A 21,534-nucleotide genomic window follows, 5' to 3' on the forward strand; every position below is an offset into this window, starting at 1 on the left:
CTCTCACAGTAAAAAAAACCGGCTGAAGCCGGTTTCTATAACAAGCCATTTTCCCGCATACAGAGATTGAAGGTCAGAATCTCCAGGGTAACGGCCAGATCAATATTGCGAATTTCCACTGCATCCGGAACCATCAGCGCTTTCGGGGCGAAATTCATAATCGCCTTAATCCCTGCTTTTACCAGCAAGTCAGCCACATCCTGGGCGATGGTGGCCGGAACAGCAATAACACCAATGGCAGCATTTTTCTTAGCGATTGTCTCTGGCAATTCCTCCATGGACTGCACCACCATGTCGCCAATGGTTTTACCGATTTTGTTAGGGTCATTATCGAAGATACCGACAATTTTAAAGCCCCGTTCCCGAAAACCCCTGTAACTGACCAGAGCCGTCCCCAGATTACCTGCCCCTACTACCACTACTGGCCATTCCCGGGACAAACCCAGGATTTTCAGGGTATGATGCAGGAGATCCTTGACATTATAGCCTACACCCCTGGTACCAAATTCCCCGAAATAGGCCAGGTCTTTCCGGACCTGGGCCGGGCTCACTCCTACCCCTTCTGCTATCTCCCCGGAAGAAATGGTGACAATCCCCTTTTTGTCCGCCTGTTCCAGAAAACGAGAATAAACCGACAAACGAATAATAGTAGCCTCTGGTATCTTAAATACTTTCAACCCCGGCGCCCCCCTTTGACAATTTTTTTAACAAATAGGAGCGAGCATCAGCTATCATATACAGAGAACCAGTGATTAGTAAAGCCTGTTGTGCATCAGTGATGGCCAACCCTCGCTCTATCGCCTTTTCCACCTGTTCATATAATTCCACTCGCTTGTCCGGCAGATACTGTCTGGCCACAGCAGCCAGTGCCTGCCAGTCCCCGGCCCGGTAGCTATTGGGCCGGGTGATGATGAGATGCTGGATACAGGGTGCCAGTAAAGCCAGCACTTTTTCCCTTTCCTTGTCAGCCAGCATCCCCAGAACCAGATTAAGCCTCCGCCCGGCAGTAACCAGCGGCAAGGCTTCCGCCAGCGCCTGAGCCCCGGCCAGGTTGTGGGCTCCGTCCAGAATCACCAGCGGTTGCTGGCTGATGATTTCCAGGCGGCCCGGCCAGCGGGTTTCCGCCAGGCCCGAGCGCAAATGTTCCCCCCGCCATTCTGCCCCCCGCTCCCGCAGGTGCAAGAGGGCCGCTACCGCCAGGGCAGCATTAGCAGCCTGATGGGCGCCCAGTAAAGGTACCTGGATGAAATATTCCCCCCGGGGTGTCTGTACCCGACAGGCTGTGCCGGTAGCACTCAGGTCAATGTCCCTGACCTGGATTTCCTGTCCCAGAGACCAGAGCGGAGCTGATAACTCCCGGGCCCTGGTCTGGATGATCTCCAGAGCCGTACCGCTGGCCCCTGTTACTACCGGGCACCCGGGCTTGATGATACCCGCCTTGGCCCGGGCTATATCGGCAATGGTGGGCCCCAGATAATCCATGTGATCCATGCCCACATTGGTGATGACCACTACTTCCGGCCTCACCACATTGGTGGAGTCGATTTCTCCTCCCAGGCCTACTTCCAGTACCAGCCAGTCCACCTGCTGCCGGGCAAACCAGAGGAAGGCCAGCGCAGTGCTGACTTCAAACTCCGTGGGTGCTTCCATCCCATCTGCCACCATCTGCTCCAGCACAGGTCGTAGCCCGGTAATCAGCCGGGCTACCTCTTCTTCAGCAATAGCCTGGCCATTAATACGATAGCGCTCCGTATAGCTATGCAGGTGGGGACTGGTAAATAAGCCGGTTCTGTAACCTGCGGCCCGCAATACCGAGGCTATCATGGCTGCCGTTGAACCCTTCCCATTGGTACCACCGATATGGACTACCTTCAGGCCATCCTGGGGATTACCCAAACGGCGTAAAAGTTCCTGAATGCGCTCCAGCCCCAGATTGATGCCAAATTTTGTCTGTTGAGCCAGATAGTCCAAAGCCTCCTGATAGTTCATGCTTCTGCTCCTTGTATTTGAAATTCACATTCACTTACTTTAACATTAACTGAAAATTTTTAAAATGGCAAGAGGGGAAATATATGAATGTTATTTTTTTTCAAACTCAGCCGCTGCTGCCGCCGGGTAGCCAGTTCCAGGCGGTTATAAACATGGCGGGGTAAATCAATAAGCATCCTCTCTGTGGCCTGATTTGGACAACCAATTTCCACCCAGAGCAAATAGGTGGTACCCCGGGCCATCTCCTCCACAATGGTCCCTTCCACTATATTTTCCCCCAGATTGGCAGATAGCTGGCGTTCCGGCCGTACCAGCATCACATTTTCCGGCCTGATGCCGAATTTCACCATTTGACCTGCCGTCACCGGCCAATTTCCTGTCACCCGCAGTTGCCAGCCCTGCCAGTTAAGAACGGTCTCCGTTTCACTGTGGGCTTCAACCAGTGCCGGGAAGAGGTTGCTCATACCAACGAAGCGGGCAATCTCCTCTGTAACGGGATGCTGAAAGACTTCCTCCTTGCTGCCGACCTGAACCAGTTTGCCCTGGTTGATAATACCAATCCGCTCAGCCAGCACATAAGCCTCGGTGAAATCATGACAAACATGAATGACGGTCAGGTGCTGTTCCCGTTGCAACCTTTTCAGTAATAGCCAGAACTCGGCCCGGGTCTGGGGATCCAGTGCCGCCAGCGGTTCATCCAGCAGTAAAATCCGGCTACCCGCCGCCAGGGCACGGGCCAGGGCTACCCGCTGTCTTTCCCCTCCACTCAAGCGCAGGGGATAGCGGTCCAGCAAAGAGGTTATTCCCAGCCTTTCTGCCCAGTAATAGGCCTCCTCCCGGGATGCGGCAAAAGCGATATTTTCCCGACAGGTTAAATGGGGAAAAAGGGCATAATCCTGGGGTACATAGGCAATCTGTCGCTTCTCCGGTGGCAGGCCGCTGACATCCCGCTCCTGCAATAAAACGCGCCCTGTATCCGGCAACTGCAACCCGGCTATGGTTTCCAGCAAGACGGTTTTACCCTGTCCCGAGGGACCCAGCAAAACAAAATACTCACCCCTGTGAACATGAAGTCCAGGCACTTCCAGGCGGAATTTGCCCCGGGTTACCCGGATATTTTCCAGTCTAATCACTGTTTTCCCTCCCTATTCCGGCTGCCAGTCGCAATAACCAGAGGGCCAGAAGCGCCAGGAAGATTAGAATCAGGGCCAGTGCCACTGTTTGATCTATATCCACTGAAGAGAGACTGAGATAAATAGCGGTAGGCAAAACTTCCGTCTTAAACCGGGTAGCACCGGCAAAAGTAACAGTAGCCCCGAATTCCCCCAGAGCTCTGGCCCAGGTGATCACAGTGGTGGCCAGGATACCCGGCCGGGCCAGGGGCAGGGTTACCCGCCGGAAAACCTGCCCGCTATTACAGCCCAGGGTACGGGCCACCTGTTCCAGACGGGGATCGATAGTTTCAAATGTGGTTTTTAATAAGCGCAAGGCATAGGTTGCTACCACCGTAAACTGGGCCAGAATGACACCTCCAGCGGTAAAAACCGGGGAAAGGCCCATGCCCTCCAGCCATTGCCCCAGGGGGCTCCGGAAGAAGAGCAGCAGGGCAACACCTCCCACAATGGGAGGTAGTACCAGGGGCAGATCCAGAAATGTTTCCAGCAAGCTACGGCCGGGAAATTGCCGGCGAGCCAGAAAATAAGCTGCAGGCAAAGCCAGAACCAGGCTTATGACGGTGGTAGTTGTAGCTGTCAGCAAACTGAGGCGAACGGCGAACAGCACTTCAGGGGAAAGAAAAGCCTGAACCAGGGCTGCCGGCCGGATATTGAAGGCAATCGCCCCCAGCAAGGCAGCCACAAAAAAGAGGTAGAACAGCAGATTAATTCTGGCTACTCGCTCAAAGCTGTCTCTCAAAATTTCACTTCCTTCTCATCTACCGCATAACCATGTTTTCGGAAGATTTCCTTTCCCCGTTCTGAGGTGAGGAAATCAATAAATTTCTGCGCTGTTTCCGGCTGCTGGCTGAAGCGGCTGATGGCCACCGGAATATTGCCGATCTTGACCAGCTGTTCTTTTGGCAGGGGAATTACTTCCAGTTTCTCGGGATTCCAGTTATCAAATACCGTCCAGCCGATAACTGCATCTACCTGGTTTAAAGCAGCAACCGTTGCGGTATCCTCACAGCTTTTAGGAGTAACGACGATGTTTTTTTCGATCGCAGCCGTCAGCCCGTTTTTGGCGAAAATATCCTTAGCATACAGGCCTAAACAGACGGTTTTCGGTTCGGCAATGCCCACTTTCACACCCGGCCGCGCCAGGTCCGCCAGGGTCTTGATGCCTTTAGGGTTGCCTTTGGGCACTACAATGGCTGGAACCAGGTAGGCGACAATTTTTCTGCTTTCCGGTTTGACTGCCTGTTTGGTTTCTGCTATATCCATAAAATCATGGGAGCCCGGGATGTAAAGGTCACCCTTTTGGGCCAACAACATCTGGGAAAGCATGGTACCCGAACCTCCGTAGCTGGCCTGGACCGGAACGCCAGTTTTTTCAGTAAATTCCTTGATAACTTCTTCCAGGGGCGGTTTCACCGCTGAGCCGGCAAAAATGGTCAGGGGCTCTTTTGCCTTTTGAGCTGCGGTACAGCCAGTTAGGATGCCGGCCAGCAACATGAACACCAGGAGCAAAACGGTTTTTCTTGATTGCATGTTCTAACCTCCTTGCCTTTTGCGCTAAATAAAAAGACACTTTTCCCCCTGTTGAAAAGAAAAGTGTCCAAACGAAACTCCTTTCCAAACAGGGGAGGCAGTCAGGTTTCCCCGGCTACCCCGGACCGGCAAACGGTCGTCCCGGCGCCATAGCTTTCAGCCTTAGGCTTTCCGGGCTCGGAGTTATTTATTTATTTTCTTTGCCTGTGTATTTTCGACAGAAAAACAGATTTTCCTGCTTAAGCTGTGAAAGTGAAATTTATTTCTTGCAGCAGGATAACCTATTTTGTCTGAATAATTTCAGCTTTTTGTCAAATATTAAACAAGAGAGGAGGTAAAATTATGAGCCATAAATATAGCTCTCGTGGTGCCCCCTGGGATACCCGGCCCAGTATTAAGGAAATGTGTGCTGAAGCTGGTGTAGACTGGAACCGTTTTATTGCAGGAATCAAGCGAGGTCGCAGTGATGAGGAAATGGCTTCCGAATTTGGGGTTTCAGAAAGGACTATCACCAGTCTACGTCGACACTTCGAAAAATATGGTATCGCCTCCGTAGAAGGGCAAGATTAAAGCGGCAGTCAATGTGCTGCCGCTTCTTTATTACCGGTTCAAATCCTCTCTTTCCCCGGTTTCCAGGTAGATGACCCCTTCGCCGATATTGGTGGCATGGTCGCCAATCCGCTCCAGATAGCGGGCTACAAAGAGTAAATAGGTGGCCTGGGTAATGGTGGAAGGATCTTTTTGCATAATCTCCACCAGTTCATCAAAAACCAGTCGATAGAGGCGGTCAATCTCATCATCTTTGGCACAGGTAGCTTTGGCCAGCTCTACATCACCGCGGACATAGGCATCCAGTACTCCTCTAACTTCTTCCTGCGCCAGTTTGGCCATTTTGGGGATATCAATTAGTGGCTTGATTAAAGGCTGGTTAGCCAGGCGCAGGGTAACCTTGGCTATATCAGCAGCATGGTCAGCTATTCGCTCCAGGTCAACAATTATTTTCAACCCTGCCCCGATTTTCCGTAAATCCCCGGCTATGGGTTGCTGGGTAGCAATCAGTTTCATGCAGCGGTCATCGATTATTTTTTCGAGCTCATCAATTGCTTCATCTCCTTCAATTACCTCTTGAGCCAGCTTGACATCCTGCTTGGCCAAACTTTCCACGGCCTTTGCGATCGCAGTTTCTACCATTGATCCCATACGTAAAATTTCTTTTTGTAATTCTTCCAGCGCCTGGTCAAAATTATGCCGAACAGAACTGCTCATCTTACTACACTCCTTCAATATATATTAGCCAAAGCGGCCGGTGATATAGTCTTCTGTTCGTTTATCTTTTGGTTGGGTAAAAATATCATCCGTGCTACCGTATTCAATCAGTTCACCGTTAAGGAAAAAAGCGGTGTTGTCGGAAATACGGGCCGCCTGTTGCATATTGTGGGTTACTATAACTATAGTATATTTTTCCTTAAGTTCCTGAATTAATTCTTCAATCCGCATAGTGGAAATGGGATCTAGCGCGGAAGTTGGCTCATCCATTAATAACACTTCCGGTTCAATCGCCAGGGCTCTAGCAATACATAATCTCTGCTGCTGCCCACCGGAAAGCCCTAAAGCCGGTTTGTGTAACCGGTCTTTTACTTCGTCCCAAAGAGCTGCACCTTTCAAACTTTTTTCCACAATTTCATCCAATTTTCTTCTTTCTCTAATACCATGAATACGCGGTGCAAAAGCCACATTTTCATAAATAGATTTTGGAAAAGGATTAGGTTGCTGAAAAACCATACCTACTTTTTTACGTAATTCCACCACATCAGTACTATCATCATATATATTTTTCCCATCCAGCATGACCTGGCCTTCAATTTTGACGTTTCCTATTATGTCATTCATTCTATTTATCGTTCGCAAAAAAGTTGATTTTCCGCATCCCGATGGTCCAATTAAAGCCGTAACCTGATTGTTTTTAATATCAATGTTAATATTGTGCAAAGCCTGGTAAGTACCGTAAAACAGATTTAAATTACACACACTTATTTTTATGTTCGGTTGCATAATTAACCTCCATTCCAAACCGCTTGCTATTTTTTACTGATAAGTAAACGCGCAGATGCATTCAATACCAGTACTATCAAAATTAAAGTCAATGCTCCAGCCCAGGCCTGGGCTTTCCAGGTTGCATAAGGAGATATTGCATAGTTAAACACCAGAACAGGTAGAGAAGCTATTGGTTCAGATAAGGATCTGCTCCAGTGTAGATTTCCAAATGCGGTAAACAATAAAGGTGCTGTTTCTCCGGAAACCCTGGCGACAGCCAGCATGATTCCTGTTAAAATACCACGGAATGCACTGGGCAAAACAATTTGCAAAATTACCCGCCATTTCGGCACTCCCAGCGCCAGACCTGCTTCACGAATATTATTGGGTACTAATTTTAACATTTCTTCAGTGGTTCTGGTTACTGCTGGATACATAATAATAGCCAATGCTATGCCACCGGCATAAGCAGAAAAGCCACCCATGGCTAATACTACAAATGTATAAACCACTATACCTACAACTATAGAGGGAACACCTAATAAAATGTCAGTAAAAAAGGAAACTATTCTACCCAGTCGGTTATTACCATACTCACTGAGAAAAATACCGGTAAAAATACCAAAAGGCACACCTAATCCTGATGCCAGGCCAATTAAAGTAAAGGTACCGATAATACCATTGGCCATACCGCCCCCTGTTTCCCCAGGAGGCGCAGGTAAACTGGTAAAGAAATCCCAATTTAAAGCAAAAAACCCTTTTGTCAGCACGTAGCCAAAAATGCCAAATAAAGGCACTAACGCCACCACTGTGGCGATAAATGTTATAAATAGCATTAAATCACTGACTATCTTTCTTTGCTTCAAATTATTCTTCATCTTTTCACTCCTCGAACGCCGCCGGAAGCAGACCAGATTAACAACCTTGCAAATATATTAATCAATAAGGTAACTGCGAACAAGACCAGACCGATCTCAATCAAAGCCGAAAGATAGAGATTGGAAGATGCTTCTGTAAATTCGTTTGCAATAACGCTGGCCATGGTATACGCTGGGTCAAAAATTGTTTTGGCTATTTCCGGTCGATTACCAATAACCATTGTTACGGCCATTGTTTCCCCAATGGCACGACCAAGACCAATAATCATAGCCCCGAGAATACCGGAGCGCGCATAAACCAGAACTACTTTCTGTATCATTTCCCATTTTGTTGCCCCCAGGGCCAGGGCAGCTTCCCGCTGGTTTTGTGGTACTGCAAGAATTACTTCCCTCGATATTGCTGCAATAGTAGGAATAATCATGATGGCTAAAAGTATACCTGCTGTTAACAATCCCACCCCAAAGGAAGGACCGCGGAAAAACGGGAAAATCTTCCCTAGAGTGCTGATTATAACAGGTGCAATATAATTGCGTATTATGGGTGCCAGGACAAAAATCCCCCATAAACCATATACAATTGAGGGAATAGCTGCCAGCAATTCTACCAGAAAACCCACAGGCTCCCTGAACCATCTCGGAGCAACCTCAACTAGAAAAATAGCAATACCCACACTGATTGGGGCTGCTATTAACAATGCAATTAGTGAAGAAAGTACTGTACCATAGATAAAGGGCAAAGCTCCAAACTCTTCGGCGACAGGATCCCAGTTAGTGTCAAAAATAAATTTTAGACCAAATTTCTCAATTGCCAGCCCAGCTCCTACATACATTTCCCAAACCATTAAACCAAGTAAAGCTAGAATCGCAAAACCAAACGCATATGCAATTCCTTTAAAAATAGTATCTGCATACTTTTTCACGACTTCACCCCTTTTCTCTATCAGGAACATGACAAAAAACCCTCGAACTGGAGGGTTTTTTGTCAATACTATCTTATTTTAAAACTTGCTGTCCGTCAACCTTAACTTTTTTCAATTGTTCAACACATTTTTCCTGAATCTCTTTCGGCAAGGGAGCATATTGCAATTCAGAAGCGTACTGTTGACCATCAGTTACTACCCACTTCAGCAGGTTTAATACTTTTTCGGTCCTGGTCTTATCCTTGGAATTTTCATATACCAGCGCCCAGGTAGTCCCAACAATAGGATAACTATTCTTACCGGGCTGATTTACCAGATTCACTTTTAAATCCGGAGGCAAATTTGTAGTGGCACCGGCTGCAGCTGCAGAAACACTTTCCAGAGTGGGAGCAACAAATTCACCTTCTTTGTTTTTAATTTTAGCCGCAGTCATGTTATTCTGAATAACATAAGCCAGTTCCACATAACCGATTGAACCAGGAGTATTCTGAATTTGACCGGCTACCCCTTCATTCCCTTTGGCACCAGTACCGACATTAGCCCATTTAATGGATTTGCCAACCTGTTCCTTTGTCCATAATTGAGGCACAGCATTATTTAGATAGGTGGTAAAAATATGGGTTGTCCCTGAACCATCAGAACGGTGCACCGGGAAAATCGCCTGGTCCGGCAATTGCACACCAGGATTATTTGCAGCAATCTTGGGATCATTCCACTTTGTAATTTTGCCATTATATATATCAGCCAGATTTTCAGGAGTTAAACGCAATTCAGAAATACCCGGCAAGTTATAAGCTATAGCTACTCCACCCAGTGTAACAGGTATATGCAATACATTGTCCCCTGCAGCTTTAATTTCATCTTCTTTCATGGGAGCATCAGAAGCACCAAAATCCACAGTTTTTTCAATCAGCTGTTTGATACCGCCACCAGAGCCGATGGACTGATAATTAACTTTAATGTCCGGATTGATTTTGCTGTATTCACTGAACATTTTGCTAAAAAGCGGATTCACAAAAGTAGAACCGGCTCCGTTAATAAGAGTACTCTCCGCTGTCTGCTTAGGAGCTCCTTCCTCAGCTTTTTTCTCCGGAGTAAGATTTTTTTGCGCACAGCCGACAATCGAACCAGCCAGAATAAATGACATAAACAAAGAACCAAGTTTTTTAATGTTTAACATCAATGTGCCTCCTTTGCATTATTTTATTCTCAGCTTACATTAACATAATAACCTGATAATGTTAAAAAATTTTGTAGTACAATGTTAAGAAAATGTTAAATCTACTTGAGACCGATTCGAATCAAAATTTCTCTGGCTAATGGGGCAGCTGAATCGCCCCCGGATTTGCCACCATCAACCAGTACCGTGATTACATAGCGCGGATTCTTCCAGGGATAAAAACCAGTGAACCAGCAGTTAAGCTGTCCCTGAGGTCGCTGGGCCGTTCCCGTTTTACCGGCCACACCAGGTGCCAGTTCAGCCTTACGACCTGTTCCCCTTTCCACTGTTTGCCGCATTAAATTGGCTAAAATTTCTGCCGTAGCCTGCGAAAGTACTTGCTTTGGCTCAGCTGGCAAAAACCTTCCTTCCACCCTTCCCGTATCATCTCTAAGTTCGCTGACCAGTCTGGGTTGAATATCCCATCCACCCCGAGCCACTACCGCAGTCAAACGGGCAATCTGGACTGGAGTCAATTGCATTCTTCCCTGGCCTATGCTTAAATTAGTCAAATTGTCAGCCCATACTCGCTGCCAATCAATTTGCTGGTATTGCAAGGGATAACCAATCACTGTTGAATCTAGCAAACCAAGTTTTTTCTGATAAGCGAAAAGTTTATCTGCCCCCAGGCTGCGGCCCAGCCAAACAAAATATGAATTACAGGAAAAAGCAAAAGCTTCGTGCATGTTATGACCACCATGTGGATGTTCCACATTGCATTTTACCCCTGTTACCTGTTGACACGCGAGCCTTGTTTCGGGTTTCACCAACCCTTCTTCCAGAGTTGCGGCAGCAACCAGGATTTTAAATATTGAGCCAGGCTCTGTCGGCCACATTGTTCTGTCTATAAATTGCATTGGTTCAGGTTGCCTGGGCAGATGTTGCGGATGAAAAGAAGGACTGCTGGCCAGAGCCAGCAAGTCTCCACTTTTAACATCCATAACTACGGCTGCGCCCTTAATTTTTTTTTCAGCCAGCACCTGTTCCACGATGGTCTGAATCTTGCTATCCAAAGTCAGTATCAAATGCCGCCGTCGTCTTGCTGGTTGATAGCCACCGTTCTTTCCTGCCAAACCTTTTATGATCCGTCCCTGACCATCCTTGACTACTGCTGCCACCCCTTCCGGGCTCACATCCCGCAGTTCCCGGTCATATAAGGCCTCCAGCCCGGCCCGACCCAGCAACTCCCCGCGGCGGTAATCCCCGCGGGGCAGCTGGCTTAAGCGTTTCTGGTCCGGATAACCCAGATAGCCCAGCACATTGGCAGCCAGGGGGTGGGGTCCATAGCGAAAAGTTACGGGCTTTAACATTACACCTGGCCAGCGGTAGGCATGTACTGATTGCCATGCCTCCTGACTGACGGGATAAGGCAAAATTACTGCCTCACCATTAAACCGGGCCAGCATCTCCTCCAGAGGTTGGCCCAGAAGATTGGCCAGCCGCATAGCAGTATGTACTTTGTTTTTAACCAGGGCTGGAAAAACAATAATCCGCCAGTCGGTATAGGAATCAGTAAGGGGTTTGAGATTGCGGTCATAAATCTGTCCCCTGGGTATATCCTCCAGCCCAACCGCCCAGGTCTGCTGTTTCCAGGCCTGCCGGGCCAGTTCAGGCCCTCTTACCACCGTCAGCCAGCCCAGGCGCAGCAGTAGCGGAAGATAAAAAAAGAGGAAAAAGACCAGGCCGAGCTTAACCAGCCGGCGCCTGCGCTCCATGGCTGTCGCCTCCTGTCCTTTTTCCTCTCATTATTCCTCATTTTTCGGTAAGCTATCCAGTATTTCCACCGGAAAAGGGCAATGCCGTAAAAGCTCCAGAGCTTCTGCCCTTGTATCAGGGGTACAGTGAATAACCACCAGCCCCTGTTTGCCATCAGCGGTACTGACAATGCCTATACTGCCATGCCCTTCAAAAATCCGGTCCAGCAAAAGTATGTCAGCCGGGTTAAGGCGGGCATAAATCTTGCATTCCGGATGGTGGTCAGCTGCCAGCTGCACCCAGGTCGCCATTTTTTATCCCTCCAGACTGTCACTGTTTGGCACGTCTTAATAAACTACCAGCCGGAATTCCTGCTACGCCCGGGAGCAAAACCAGCTGCCGGGGATGAGGAGCCCGGTCGATTGCTTCGCCGGCTTCGTTGAACATCTTTTCTACACGCAATTGCCGGTTGGGCCCAAAGGAAGTAAGCACTTCCAGTTCCTCCCCTGTGGCAAAAGGGCCGCGCTGTTCCACCCACAGTCCCTGTGGGGTTTCCTCCCGTACTATGCCAACAAAATCGTATTCCCGAATATAGCCGGCAGAGAGATAATGCTGTCCGGCCTGTTGCGGGGGCCAGCCCAGGAAAAAACCGGTAGTATAAGGCCGATGGCTGACTTTGGCCAGTTCCTCCAGCCACTCCTCCCGGCACTGCCAGCCCTCAGGATCAGCCAGCCAGGCATCGATGGCCTGCCGGTAAACTTTTACCACCGTACCCACATAGTGAACACTTTTCATTCGACCTTCAATTTTGAGACTGTTCACTCCTGCTGCCATTAGCCGGGGCAAATATTCCAGCAGACAGAGGTCAGCAGAGTTAAATATATAGGTCCCCCGCTCATCTTCCAGAATGGGATAGTATTCTCCCGGCCGGATTTCCTCCACCAGGGCATAGCTCCAGCGGCAGGCCTGAGCGCAATCTCCCTGGTTGGCATCCCGCCCTGTCATATAGCTGGAAAGCAAACAGCGACCGGAATAGGAAATGCACATGGCTCCATGGACAAACACTTCCAGTTCTGTCTCAGGGCAGTAGCGTCTGATTTCGCCAATCTCCTGCTCAGTCAGTTCCCGGGCCAGTACCAGCCGCTCTGCCCCCTGGTCAGCCCAGAAACGAGCCGCTTCCTTATTGGTAATATTGGCCTGGGTGGAAATATGCAAAGGCAGGCGCGGGGCATAGCGCCGGGCCAGGCTGAATACCCCCGGGTCGGCGATAATCAGCCCATCCACTGCCAGTTCCTGCAATTCCTCCAGGTAGGCCGGCAAATCCTCCAGATCCCGGTTATGGGCAAAAATATTCACTGTTACATATACTTTCCGTCCCCGCTGACGGGCATAATTCAGCCCTTCTTCCAGCTGGAAGCGGGAAAAGTTGCCGGCCCGGGCCCTTAGCCCAAAGCGCTGTCCAGCCAGATAGACGGCATCAGCGCCAAAATCAATGGCAGTTTTCAGTTTTTCCAGATTGCCCGCCGGGGCAAGTAATTCTGGTTTCATTCCTATTTCTCCTCCAGAGGTGTATCCAGATTGGCCAGGTATTTGGCCTTGTTGCGCAAATGCTCAGCCCAGGTACGACTAAAAGCATGTTCCCCATTGCGGGAAACCACAAAATAGAGGTAATCCGCTGCTGCCGGGTTAACTGCCGCCTGCAAGGAAGCATGGCCAGGAGCAGCAATGGGTCCAGGCGGCAAACCTTTGATTTTGTAGGTGTTATAAGGAGAAGCCACTTCCAGATCTTTATAGTAGAGACGGGCCCTGGGTTTACCTAAAGCATACTGCACGGTAGCACAGGACTCCAGTTTCATCCCCTGGCGCAGGCGGTTGAGGAAGACCGCTGCCACTTTGGGCCGTTCCCGATCCACTTTAACTTCCCGTTCGATAATAGAGGCCAGAGTGATGGCCTGAGCGGGAGTCAGCCCCAGGGCCCGGGCTTTAGCCACAAACTCCGGGGTGATTTCCGCTGCCATGCGCTGGGCCATAATGCGGATAATATCCTCGGCCTTCGTATTTAAAGGAAAATCATAGGTGGCTGGGAATAGATAGCCTTCCAGGCGCTGTGGGCCCTGTAAGTTCCCCGGTTGCCAGTAGTCATAGGGCAACTCAGCCTGGCTGGCAGCCTGCAGAAACTCCTCCGCCTGCACCAGACCTTTCTTTTCCAGTAATTCGGCCATCTGCGCCAGGGTATAACCTTCCGGAATAGTCACTTTCACAGTCGCTACCTTACCTGAAGTCAGAGCTGACCAGATTTCCGGTACTGACAGATTTGCCGCCAGCAAGTAGGGTCCCGGTTTGACTTTGCGGTCCAGGCCCTGCCACTGCCCATACCAGCGAAAAGCCAGTGCTGATTTGATCAGCCCCTGCTGTTGCAAGCGTCGGGCCAGTTCCGTCACACTATCTGCCGGCTTGATTTCTACTACCTGACCCTGCCCGGAGGCTGCTGCCGGTGCCAGGGCCTGCTGCCACCAGCTGTTCAGGCCCAGCAAACCACCGCTCCCCAGCAAGCCGATAAACAGGAGCAGAATTAAGAGTTTCCGTCCTTTCTGAATTACAACTACAGGTGCTGTCATTTGCTTTCCCCGCTTTCTCTCCCTGTCTGCCTTCATTATACAGGTTTCGGCAGGCGGGGACAAGCTGTCGACAAAAAGAAACAGCCCTCCCCGGGCTGCCTTGCTATTTTTCCCGCTCCGGCGGTGCTGCCTCTTTGGCCAGGTCCAGCATGAGCTGAGCCTCATGCAGTCGTTTGGCCACTTCTTCCACTACCAGTTCCATGTGGACCCCTTCAGTGGCTACCACAGGGATAATGGGTTTGTGGCGATAGATGCGTTGCAGAAGTTTAATATTGGAGCTGCTGACACTGCGAGGAGTCTCGTCGATCTTGGTAACCACGATAATATCCGCCTCATCCAGCAGCACATTGGATGGCTCCATGATGATCTCCGCCTTGATACTGGCTGGTACTACCGTTACCAGGATATCGGCCAGCCGCCGGCTTTCCGCTGATTTATAGCCATCATTGATACCCACTGCTTCAATCAGGGCCACATTGGGTTCTGCCGCCACTTTCGGCAGGTCCCGCTGGGAAACGTGGCCTAACTCCAGCACCGACCGGACTTTATTGAGTTCATCCAGCGCCTTTCTGGCGTGTTGAATCAAGCGATTTTTCTCTCTGATCTGGTTGACGGTCTGCCGCACCACCCGTTCGATATCCTCAATCACATCCTGTCCCGGTGGCGGTACCGCAATGGTGAGATAGGTGGCATCAATACCTTTGAGCAGATAGGGTTTTTCATCCTGAATCCCAGACCCCACCGCCAGCGGCTGCCAGTTGCGCTGCTTCAATCCCCGGTACAGTTCCCCCAGTATGGTGGACTTCCCGGCATCATTGCGCCCGGCCACCACTATCTTTTTCATGTCCCCGACCTCCTTTGCCATCTTCCTTAAAAGATTATATGCCAGAGGTGGGACTGACTTGCCAAAAATTATAGTTCTGGAGCCGGTACCGCTGCTGGTGCAGCTGGTCCTGTACCGACGGCATAGACCCAGTTTTTCGGTTTATAATAACTTTTAGTCACTACTTCCCGTTTCAGCACCTTACCTTGCCGGTCCTTGATAATACGAACAGTATAATGCCGGTAACCCCGGTGGCCTTCTTCTTTAACCACCTTTTGCCCTTTCGGCAGGTTAGGGTCTTTCACGGTAATGACTTTCGGTTCAATTACCTGAGTAATCTGATCTATCAGTTCCACATTGACATTTTCCGCCGGATCGCCAAAAACCTTGAAAATCAGGCGATTGCCCGCTATCTGGGATTTGAGGTATAACCAGTGATTGCGGTTATTGCGAAACTTGAAATCCAGGCCACCATAGGTAACCGTAGCATCCCGGCCAACAGGTACATATTTGACAGGAATAGAGTGATTGGTGCGCTCGACGATTTCCAGTCCGGCCAGGAGAACGCTATTATAAAGAGTGGTTGAAACCTGACAGACACCACCACCAACCCCTGGAACCAGTTCATTATTTATAATTACTGGCGCGTCCCGGTAACCCGCTTCTTTGGAACGAGGTCCAACGATTTTGTTAAAGGAAAAGACCTGGCCCGGAGCCAGCAGGACACCATTGACAGCATTGGCTGCCACCATTACATTATAAGCTCTGTCCACATTTTTCGGATCAAAGGTGGTAGAAAACTGACTGATAATCGCCTTGATCCGCATATTATCCAGGGTTTCCCGGTTTACCGCCGGTTCTACCGGTACCCGTGCCAGCTGGATGGGTTTGGCCTGACGTTCCAGCAATGCCGGTTCCAGCTGACGCAGGGCTGCCTCCATGTCCAGCTTGCTGCCCTGTTTCCCCGGAATATATACCACCTGGTCAGCAGCATTGACGGTCAGTTCCCAGTCCACGGGCTTGACATATACCGCCTCTGCTACTGTTTCCAGCTGCTTGCGGGCCAGGGTTAAATCCACTTTTTCTTTGAGGGGTACTTCTGCCGGTTGCTCCTGCAAGCGCCGTCGAGCCTGCCATTCCTCCCAGGGCCAACCGCCGCGCCCCTGGGCCCAGGCCCAGTCCAGCATGGCCTGCAAGTCCCAGCCATAGCCCAGTTCCTTTTTGCTGAACTGCCAGCTGCGGTCTTCCAGGCGTAAAGTCACCAGCCGTTCCTGTTCCTTGTTCTCTTCGGTAGCCAGCAACCGGGCTGCTTCCTGCCGGCTTTTCCCTCCCAGGTTAATGGTACCAAAATAAACTCCCTCCACAATGGTATCATTCCCCAGCACTTTCTGTACTGCCAGCCAGGTTCCGGCCAGGGTGCTCGTTAGTACCAGCAGGACAATGACTGCCAGCTTTTTCATCCCTTTTCTCCCCCATCTTCTAAAAAATCAAGAAAAACACAAGGAATATACTTCAAAGAGTATAATTGTATTGTTATTAACAGCGGATTGAGAAATAATGTTCAAAAATATGCGTTATGGCATGAAATATTGCACATGATTTTCCCGGAAGCCCCAGAAGAAAAAATAGATGAATGGAGTTTTTATTTCACCCGCAAGTATGAAATAGATTTATACCAAATCCCTATCATTAACGCTGAAAAATTAAGTATAACGACGGAGACCCGCTCCTAAAAAGCGGGTTTCTTTTTTTATAGGTGTGAAGACCACCGTACACCGAGTGATACATACGGTGGGCCGAAAGGTCGAAAGCTGATATAAAGAAATATTTTCTGATAGAACAAAGAAGTTTCTGCGGTGATAACCCACCTTGTTTTCTACAGATCCTTTTTCATGCCCGCTATTGGGGTTACAGAAATTACATTCAAAACCATAATGAAGAGCAAATCTTTTGAACATCTCCGTTAGATCACGATCCCCATGCTTTTTAATAGTTACTACAGCTGCCGATAGATTGTCCAACCATATACGATCAGGAACGCAGCCAATATGTTCAAAATTTTTTTTTAAACCAGTTAGAAAGCTTTCCTGGTTTTCGCTCTTGAACACCTGTGTGTATCCACAATTACTGTAAGGAAAAGAGACATTTAAGTAATGACCTGTAATTTTAACGCCATTTTCTATAAATTCCGCCTGTCCAAAATCCACCTGGGCTTCTCCGGGCGGGTGTTCTAGTGGTAAATACCCTTCTTTCTGCCCGAAAAGTTCCGATTTCTTTTGAGCAACGTAGGACCTAACAGTGCGGCTCGAGATTTCAAACTCTTCACCGAATTTTTCTTTAAGCCTATCATATACCCGTTGGGCAGTTCGGGTAGTTTTTACCCTACAATAGATGTTTGTTCTTGATTACCTTCCTTGTATATTACATTTTTTATAATCTCGGCAATCTTGTTTCTTTGGTCTTCTATTTCTTTTTCTATTTTTTCCTGCATATTCAACTCTTCCTTGACTTGATCAACAATTCTTTGCTGAACATCTAAAGGCACGTCAATAATTGGAAACTCTTGCACCTGACTCGGAAATATATTGGTATTGTTTCCTAAACCTTTTTTGTTTATTTCTATAAGGTACTGAAAGTAGTTCGTTCTAAAGTAATAATATGCAAACAAGGGATTATAATTTTTGAATCTTATTCGCATTACAAAATCACAAAAAATACCATCCAGTTTTTCATCTTCAATTATTGCAACTTTTCCAATCGTGCCTTCCCCTGAACGTGCCAGTAAAATATCATTTTTAGCAACCGTTCTGCTCTGATTTTGTTCCGCATATCCGTCCGATACCAGTTTTGCATTTTCGCTTTCAAATTGCCAATTCTTAATACTTGCCATAGAAATATAAAAATAGCGTCCGCTTTCATCATAATCTTTAGGAGAAATACTTGCCCCTAAAACAATAGGTTCTGAAATGAAATCTTTTATTTTTTTGTTTGTCACACGGTTTAATTGATTGAGTACAAAATAGCCTGCTTCTTTATGAAATTTCACGCTCTGTCTCAAGTCTTTATTATTTCCAAAACAACTCAAGTCTAAATAAAAGTTCTTAATTTTTTTCAGTTCCTCAAATTTTTCCATATCAAATCCGAACTCTCTTGCAAAAACTCCATTTATTATTCTGTTTGGAAGTTTTATGCTTTTTTTTAACTCTCTAATTCTTGCCTCTATCATTTGGATTTGATCATTTAAATAATCTTGTTTTTGCGATAATTTGTTAATTAGTTCTTTGTCAAACTTCAGACATACGATATCGTCTTCTTTAAGTGTAGGATACCCTTTCCCCTGTCTGGATAAAGCAATAAGATTATCATAAAAAATGCTTCTGAGAGAATAATAAAGTATCTTGTTCATTTTTTTGGGTCTTAAATGAATAAAAGCAGACGTGTAAAAATAACTTTCATTGTCTTCGTCAATAAATACGTACTTTTTCAGATTTGGTCTTACTTTAGCTATTAAAATATCGCCTTTCTGAACCCGTATAATATCTCCTTTTTTAATTTTTTTATAATAATCCTCGTCTTCCTTTTCCCTTTCATTAAAGTTCAATCTTACTGGTTCAACATCGCCATTTTTCGTAACATTGCCTATTTCAACATAATAAAAATCATTCTCTAAACTTTCTATGTTCACTCCGTTATCCTTGACCAGTTGGAAAAGCTGGTCGAAAGAATAATATTTTTCAACCAGAACGTTATTCTGAAAATGAATAAAATCAACATCGCTTCTAATCGTCTTTTCTTCTGTAAAACTCCTAAAATCTGTTAAAAACACTTTTAATCCCATTTTACATCCCTCATATAATCTAATACTGTTTCTTTAATACCATCATCCACCAATATTCCCCATTTCTTTGTGCCGTCAGGATAAACTACTTCGCCCTCGCGGTAAAGTTCATTAGGCATGAGTTTTTCCCCTCTTTTGGTTCTTTTATAGCCTACATTCTCTACTTCCACCATAAAAACTTTGTAATTCAATTCTTTGGCAACTTCTCCAAAAACCCACCACGTATTAACAGGTCCAAAAACCTTTTCAGTATCATTATCGTATCTGCAAAGCTCTGTCAATTCATTCTGATATTTACCTATCAATTCTCTGCTCGAAAGATCGATATCTTCCTCTTCTATATAGTCCTTTAGCATTCTCAACAAAATTTCTTTTTCTTGATGTTCTGTTAGATCATTAATAGATTTCAGCATTCTCCTATCCTTCCCTTTTAAATAAACATCCATTAGATTTTTACATCTTGTTTTAAGTTTGCTCCATTCATTGGAATATGTGTCCCATAATTCATTCCACTTCTGTATTTCTTCACGTGTCTTTTTCTGGGCAAACAACAAACTAGTTTTTGTACTTGTGAAAGGTTCAAAAGTAAGTTGGGGCAACGACACTATCGCTTTTACTTTGAAGTACTTGTAAATAAACAATCGAATGTATTTGTTCTCTCCTGTATCAAAAACACTTTCAGGCAAAACAGCACACAACCTGCCATTAGGTCTCAAAAGCTGATAATACCTTTCAATAAACAAATTCTCAGAATTCTTTTTCCAGCTAAACAAGAATGTCTTATCCATAAATTTTTTTGTATCGTTATCGAAATTTACACTGAAGGGAGGATTGGTAATCACAACATCAAATTCCTGGTTAACCTGTTTCGAAAAATACAGCGGATCTTCTTCGTATTTTTTCAGGATATTGGGGCTGGTTTCCTTATCGTAATAATTAAAAGGTAACAATCCGTCTTTTACGAAAATATTTGTTGAACCGTCCCCATGAAGTATCATGTTAACCTTTGTGGCTATTCCAAGATTAAAATTATGTTCTATGCCATATATATACCTTTCAGCCCATTTATTTTCGCGGTGATCTGGATAAAACCATTGCAAAAGCTTATCCTCTATATCCCTTGTCTTTTTTAATTTGTTACTGAACCTCCTTTTAACAATTTCGGTTACAAATTTCATATACTCAATCAAAAATGTTCCGCTACCCGCAGACGGATCTATTAGATACGGCAGTTCGCAGTCATTATTGATTTTATTTATAACAAACTCATCCAACTTTAGTCCCCACAAAATAAACCTCACAATATTTATCGGCGTAAAAAACTGCCCTTTAGTTTGCTTAAAACCTTCACGTATAATACCTTCAAAAAAATCGCCTAAAATATCTTTCCCATCAAAGCTGTTTTTACCGTCAACAAAACTTAAACTTTCTAATTCACTAACCACATACTTCAGCTTATTGAGTGGAAACTTGTTTTCATCAACTATGTACGATTTTTTCAACTTGTCCTCGTTTAATATATTCAGCCTTTGCTTTAATGCCCTGCGGTACAACTCGTTCAACCTGTTAAAAATATCACGTTCCGATTCTATAGCTGTGCCGTCTTCCGTTATAAATATTTGGAAATCATACTTTTCGCCGACATCCTTTTCGCTTTCGTCCTGAATTTTGGCGAGTATTATGTTAACAAGCGAAGAAAATATTTCATTATCATCAATACTGCCTCCGCCCCACAATACATTATGAAGCCTTTTGCGCAAAGAATCCAATTGGCTGTGTGTAAAATCCTTCTTTAAATCATTACTGCTCCCTTTAATATAGGGCTTTTTCAGTGCTTTTCCGTAAAATCCAGGAAGTTCGTCCGTATGTATTCTTTCGTTGTTCCATTGATCGAATGTTTTGTATTTTTCATAGTCGATTACGACGCATTTATCCTTAATTGCACTTTCGCAATCAATGCTATACAAAACCAGGTACTTAACTTTTTTCCCCTGCCCGATTTCCTGGGAAGCAAGATTATATAATTGCTTTTCTATTGTTTCGTCATCGTCGGGGTTGTATTCGCTTGGACTTTTAGCCTCTATATACAAAAATATGTCCTCACTGCCTGGATATTTGACTATTACATCAATTCTCGGTTTGTTTGTCTTTGGACGCCCAACGTCATATTCCCTTTCAAGTTCTATATCCTCAGGTTTGTACCCAAGTTCATTTGTCAGCTTTGCTAAAAGATAGGCCCTAACAAACTCCTCATCCCCTTTAAATTCGTTAATTCTCCAGCCTTTAATCTTCTCAGAATACTTTACTTTTCTGTTTGCAAAGTCATAAATCTCTACCGCTTTTACTTTTTGGCTGTCCAAATACTGCCTGACAAGATTATAGTTCATCTTTAAAACCACCCTCACTCATCCTTTCTCTGTTATTCCATTTTACCATAAAATTCAAGACAAAAATTTAAGACAAAAAACGCAAGCACCCGCTTCATCAACAAGTCCTCGTCGTCAGTAGAGTATTGACGACAGAACCTATTACATACTTCTCTAGTCATCTGTCCATAAACATCATCACCATGCCTATATCAGCACTGCACAATAACACTAGTCCCAATTCGAATCCTTTAAAGCATTCAACCTCCCTAACAACACTACCAACAGCACCAACTACCGCCTCTTGGACAGCTCCCTCGATGTCCTCAATCCGTACCAATGTATTTAGCTGCCCCTTTCGCGCTTTTCATCCGCCTCTCTGCATATACGTAGAACCCTTTCTGATATTGTTTGTATAATCTATTTATCTGTTCTTTTATTCTAGTGCT

General features: G+C 46.3%; 20 protein-coding genes, 1 pseudogene and 1 riboswitch. Of the genes and pseudogenes, 2 read left to right on the forward strand and 19 right to left on the reverse strand.

Annotation, left to right across the window (positions count from 1 at the left end):
• Window positions 1–35 precede the first annotated feature (35 nt).
• The 5 genes from ULO1_RS01870 to modA are packed head-to-tail and all read right to left on the reverse strand — an operon-like array spanning window position 36 to window position 4,694.
• On the reverse strand, window positions 36–677 hold the full coding sequence (locus ULO1_RS01870) for a redox-sensing transcriptional repressor Rex (protein WP_078666380.1): 642 nt from the start codon (window positions 675–677) through the stop codon (window positions 36–38).
• Window positions 664–1,989: a folylpolyglutamate synthase/dihydrofolate synthase family protein gene (locus tag ULO1_RS01875; protein ID WP_079932869.1), complete on the reverse strand. Its 1,326-nt coding sequence runs from the start codon at window positions 1,987–1,989 to the stop codon at window positions 664–666. The genes ULO1_RS01870 and ULO1_RS01875 overlap by 14 nt, the downstream gene beginning before the upstream one ends.
• 59 nt (window positions 1,990–2,048) lie before the next feature.
• Window positions 2,049–3,122 carry an ABC transporter ATP-binding protein gene (locus tag ULO1_RS01880; RefSeq protein WP_079906113.1) on the reverse strand — a complete coding sequence of 358 codons (1,074 nt, stop codon included), beginning with the start codon at window positions 3,120–3,122 and terminating at the stop codon, window positions 2,049–2,051.
• Window positions 3,115–3,903, reverse strand: a complete 789-nt coding sequence (locus ULO1_RS01885; protein ID WP_159446812.1) for an ABC transporter permease — start codon at window positions 3,901–3,903, stop codon at window positions 3,115–3,117. The genes ULO1_RS01880 and ULO1_RS01885 overlap by 8 nt, the downstream gene beginning before the upstream one ends.
• Window positions 3,900–4,694 (reverse strand): molybdate ABC transporter substrate-binding protein, encoded by a 795-nt coding sequence (modA, locus tag ULO1_RS01890; protein WP_079932871.1) that lies wholly within the window; start codon window positions 4,692–4,694, stop codon window positions 3,900–3,902. The genes ULO1_RS01885 and modA overlap by 4 nt, the downstream gene beginning before the upstream one ends.
• A gap of 61 nt (window positions 4,695–4,755) precedes the next feature.
• Window positions 4,756–4,889, reverse strand: a riboswitch (molybdenum cofactor riboswitch).
• Window positions 4,890–5,036: 147 nt separating this feature from the next.
• On the opposite strand from modA, the gene ULO1_RS01895 reads away from it, so the two are divergent.
• Window positions 5,037–5,264 carry a helix-turn-helix domain-containing protein gene (locus tag ULO1_RS01895; protein WP_079932872.1) on the forward strand — a complete coding sequence of 76 codons (228 nt, stop codon included), beginning with the start codon at window positions 5,037–5,039 and terminating at the stop codon, window positions 5,262–5,264.
• Window positions 5,265–5,294: 30 nt separating this feature from the next.
• Here ULO1_RS01895 and phoU read toward each other — a convergent pair whose 3' ends face one another.
• The 11 genes from phoU to ULO1_RS01950 form a co-directional block, all read right to left on the reverse strand.
• Window positions 5,295–5,960, reverse strand: coding sequence for a phosphate signaling complex protein PhoU (phoU, locus tag ULO1_RS01900; RefSeq protein WP_079932873.1), 666 nt, complete (start codon window positions 5,958–5,960; stop codon window positions 5,295–5,297).
• 24 nt (window positions 5,961–5,984) lie between these two features.
• The gene (gene pstB, locus ULO1_RS01905) at window positions 5,985–6,746 is read right to left on the reverse strand and encodes a phosphate ABC transporter ATP-binding protein PstB (RefSeq protein WP_079932874.1); all 762 of its coding nucleotides are present in this window, start codon (window positions 6,744–6,746) and stop codon (window positions 5,985–5,987) included.
• A 26-nt stretch (window positions 6,747–6,772) separates the two neighbouring features.
• On the reverse strand, window positions 6,773–7,606 hold the full coding sequence (gene pstA, locus ULO1_RS01910; protein ID WP_079932875.1) for a phosphate ABC transporter permease PstA: 834 nt from the start codon (window positions 7,604–7,606) through the stop codon (window positions 6,773–6,775).
• Window positions 7,603–8,526, reverse strand: coding sequence for a phosphate ABC transporter permease subunit PstC (gene pstC / locus ULO1_RS01915; RefSeq protein ID WP_242947890.1), 924 nt, complete (start codon window positions 8,524–8,526; stop codon window positions 7,603–7,605). The genes pstA and pstC overlap by 4 nt, the downstream gene beginning before the upstream one ends.
• Before the next feature lie 73 nt (window positions 8,527–8,599).
• Window positions 8,600–9,706, reverse strand: coding sequence for a phosphate ABC transporter substrate-binding protein PstS (gene pstS / locus ULO1_RS01920; protein ID WP_079932877.1), 1,107 nt, complete (start codon window positions 9,704–9,706; stop codon window positions 8,600–8,602).
• Window positions 9,707–9,807: 101 nt separating this feature from the next.
• On the reverse strand, window positions 9,808–11,460 hold the full coding sequence (locus tag ULO1_RS01925; protein WP_079932878.1) for a penicillin-binding protein 2: 1,653 nt from the start codon (window positions 11,458–11,460) through the stop codon (window positions 9,808–9,810).
• A gap of 30 nt (window positions 11,461–11,490) precedes the next feature.
• Window positions 11,491–11,751 carry a DUF4911 domain-containing protein gene (locus tag ULO1_RS01930; protein ID WP_079906108.1) on the reverse strand — a complete coding sequence of 87 codons (261 nt, stop codon included), beginning with the start codon at window positions 11,749–11,751 and terminating at the stop codon, window positions 11,491–11,493.
• A gap of 19 nt (window positions 11,752–11,770) precedes the next feature.
• On the reverse strand, window positions 11,771–12,988 hold the full coding sequence (locus tag ULO1_RS01935; protein ID WP_079932879.1) for a U32 family peptidase: 1,218 nt from the start codon (window positions 12,986–12,988) through the stop codon (window positions 11,771–11,773).
• A 2-nt stretch (window positions 12,989–12,990) separates the two neighbouring features.
• Window positions 12,991–14,058, reverse strand: a complete 1,068-nt coding sequence (gene mltG / locus ULO1_RS01940) for an endolytic transglycosylase MltG (RefSeq protein ID WP_159071923.1) — start codon at window positions 14,056–14,058, stop codon at window positions 12,991–12,993.
• Between the two features lie 103 nt (window positions 14,059–14,161).
• Window positions 14,162–14,902: a hypothetical protein gene (locus ULO1_RS01945; protein WP_078665600.1), complete on the reverse strand. Its 741-nt coding sequence runs from the start codon at window positions 14,900–14,902 to the stop codon at window positions 14,162–14,164.
• Window positions 14,903–14,970: 68 nt separating this feature from the next.
• On the reverse strand, window positions 14,971–16,341 hold the full coding sequence (locus tag ULO1_RS01950; protein WP_079932880.1) for a VanW family protein: 1,371 nt from the start codon (window positions 16,339–16,341) through the stop codon (window positions 14,971–14,973).
• Between the two features lie 45 nt (window positions 16,342–16,386).
• Here ULO1_RS01950 and ULO1_RS15345 point away from each other — a divergent pair, with 45 nt between their 5' ends.
• Window positions 16,387–16,614 carry an ImmA/IrrE family metallo-endopeptidase gene (locus ULO1_RS15345; protein WP_143325396.1) on the forward strand — a complete coding sequence of 76 codons (228 nt, stop codon included), beginning with the start codon at window positions 16,387–16,389 and terminating at the stop codon, window positions 16,612–16,614.
• Here ULO1_RS15345 and istA read toward each other — a convergent pair.
• The 3 genes and pseudogenes from istA to ULO1_RS01965 form a co-directional block, all read right to left on the reverse strand.
• Window positions 16,585–17,265: pseudogene (istA, locus tag ULO1_RS01955) on the reverse strand (IS21 family transposase); the annotation flags it as partial. The gene ULO1_RS15345 and the pseudogene istA sit on opposite strands and share 30 nt — an antisense overlap.
• A complete protein-coding gene (locus ULO1_RS14910) occupies window positions 17,259–18,719 on the reverse strand; it encodes a restriction endonuclease subunit S (RefSeq protein WP_200806918.1) in 1,461 nt (486 codons plus the stop codon). The pseudogene istA and the gene ULO1_RS14910, both read right to left, overlap by 7 nt.
• Window positions 18,710–21,106: an N-6 DNA methylase gene (locus tag ULO1_RS01965; RefSeq protein ID WP_079932882.1), complete on the reverse strand. Its 2,397-nt coding sequence runs from the start codon at window positions 21,104–21,106 to the stop codon at window positions 18,710–18,712. The genes ULO1_RS14910 and ULO1_RS01965 overlap by 10 nt, the downstream gene beginning before the upstream one ends.
• Between the last annotated feature and the right edge of the window lie 428 nt (window positions 21,107–21,534).

This window comes from Carboxydocella sp. ULO1, assembly GCF_002049255.1.
In the GTDB taxonomy this organism is placed as follows: domain Bacteria; phylum Bacillota.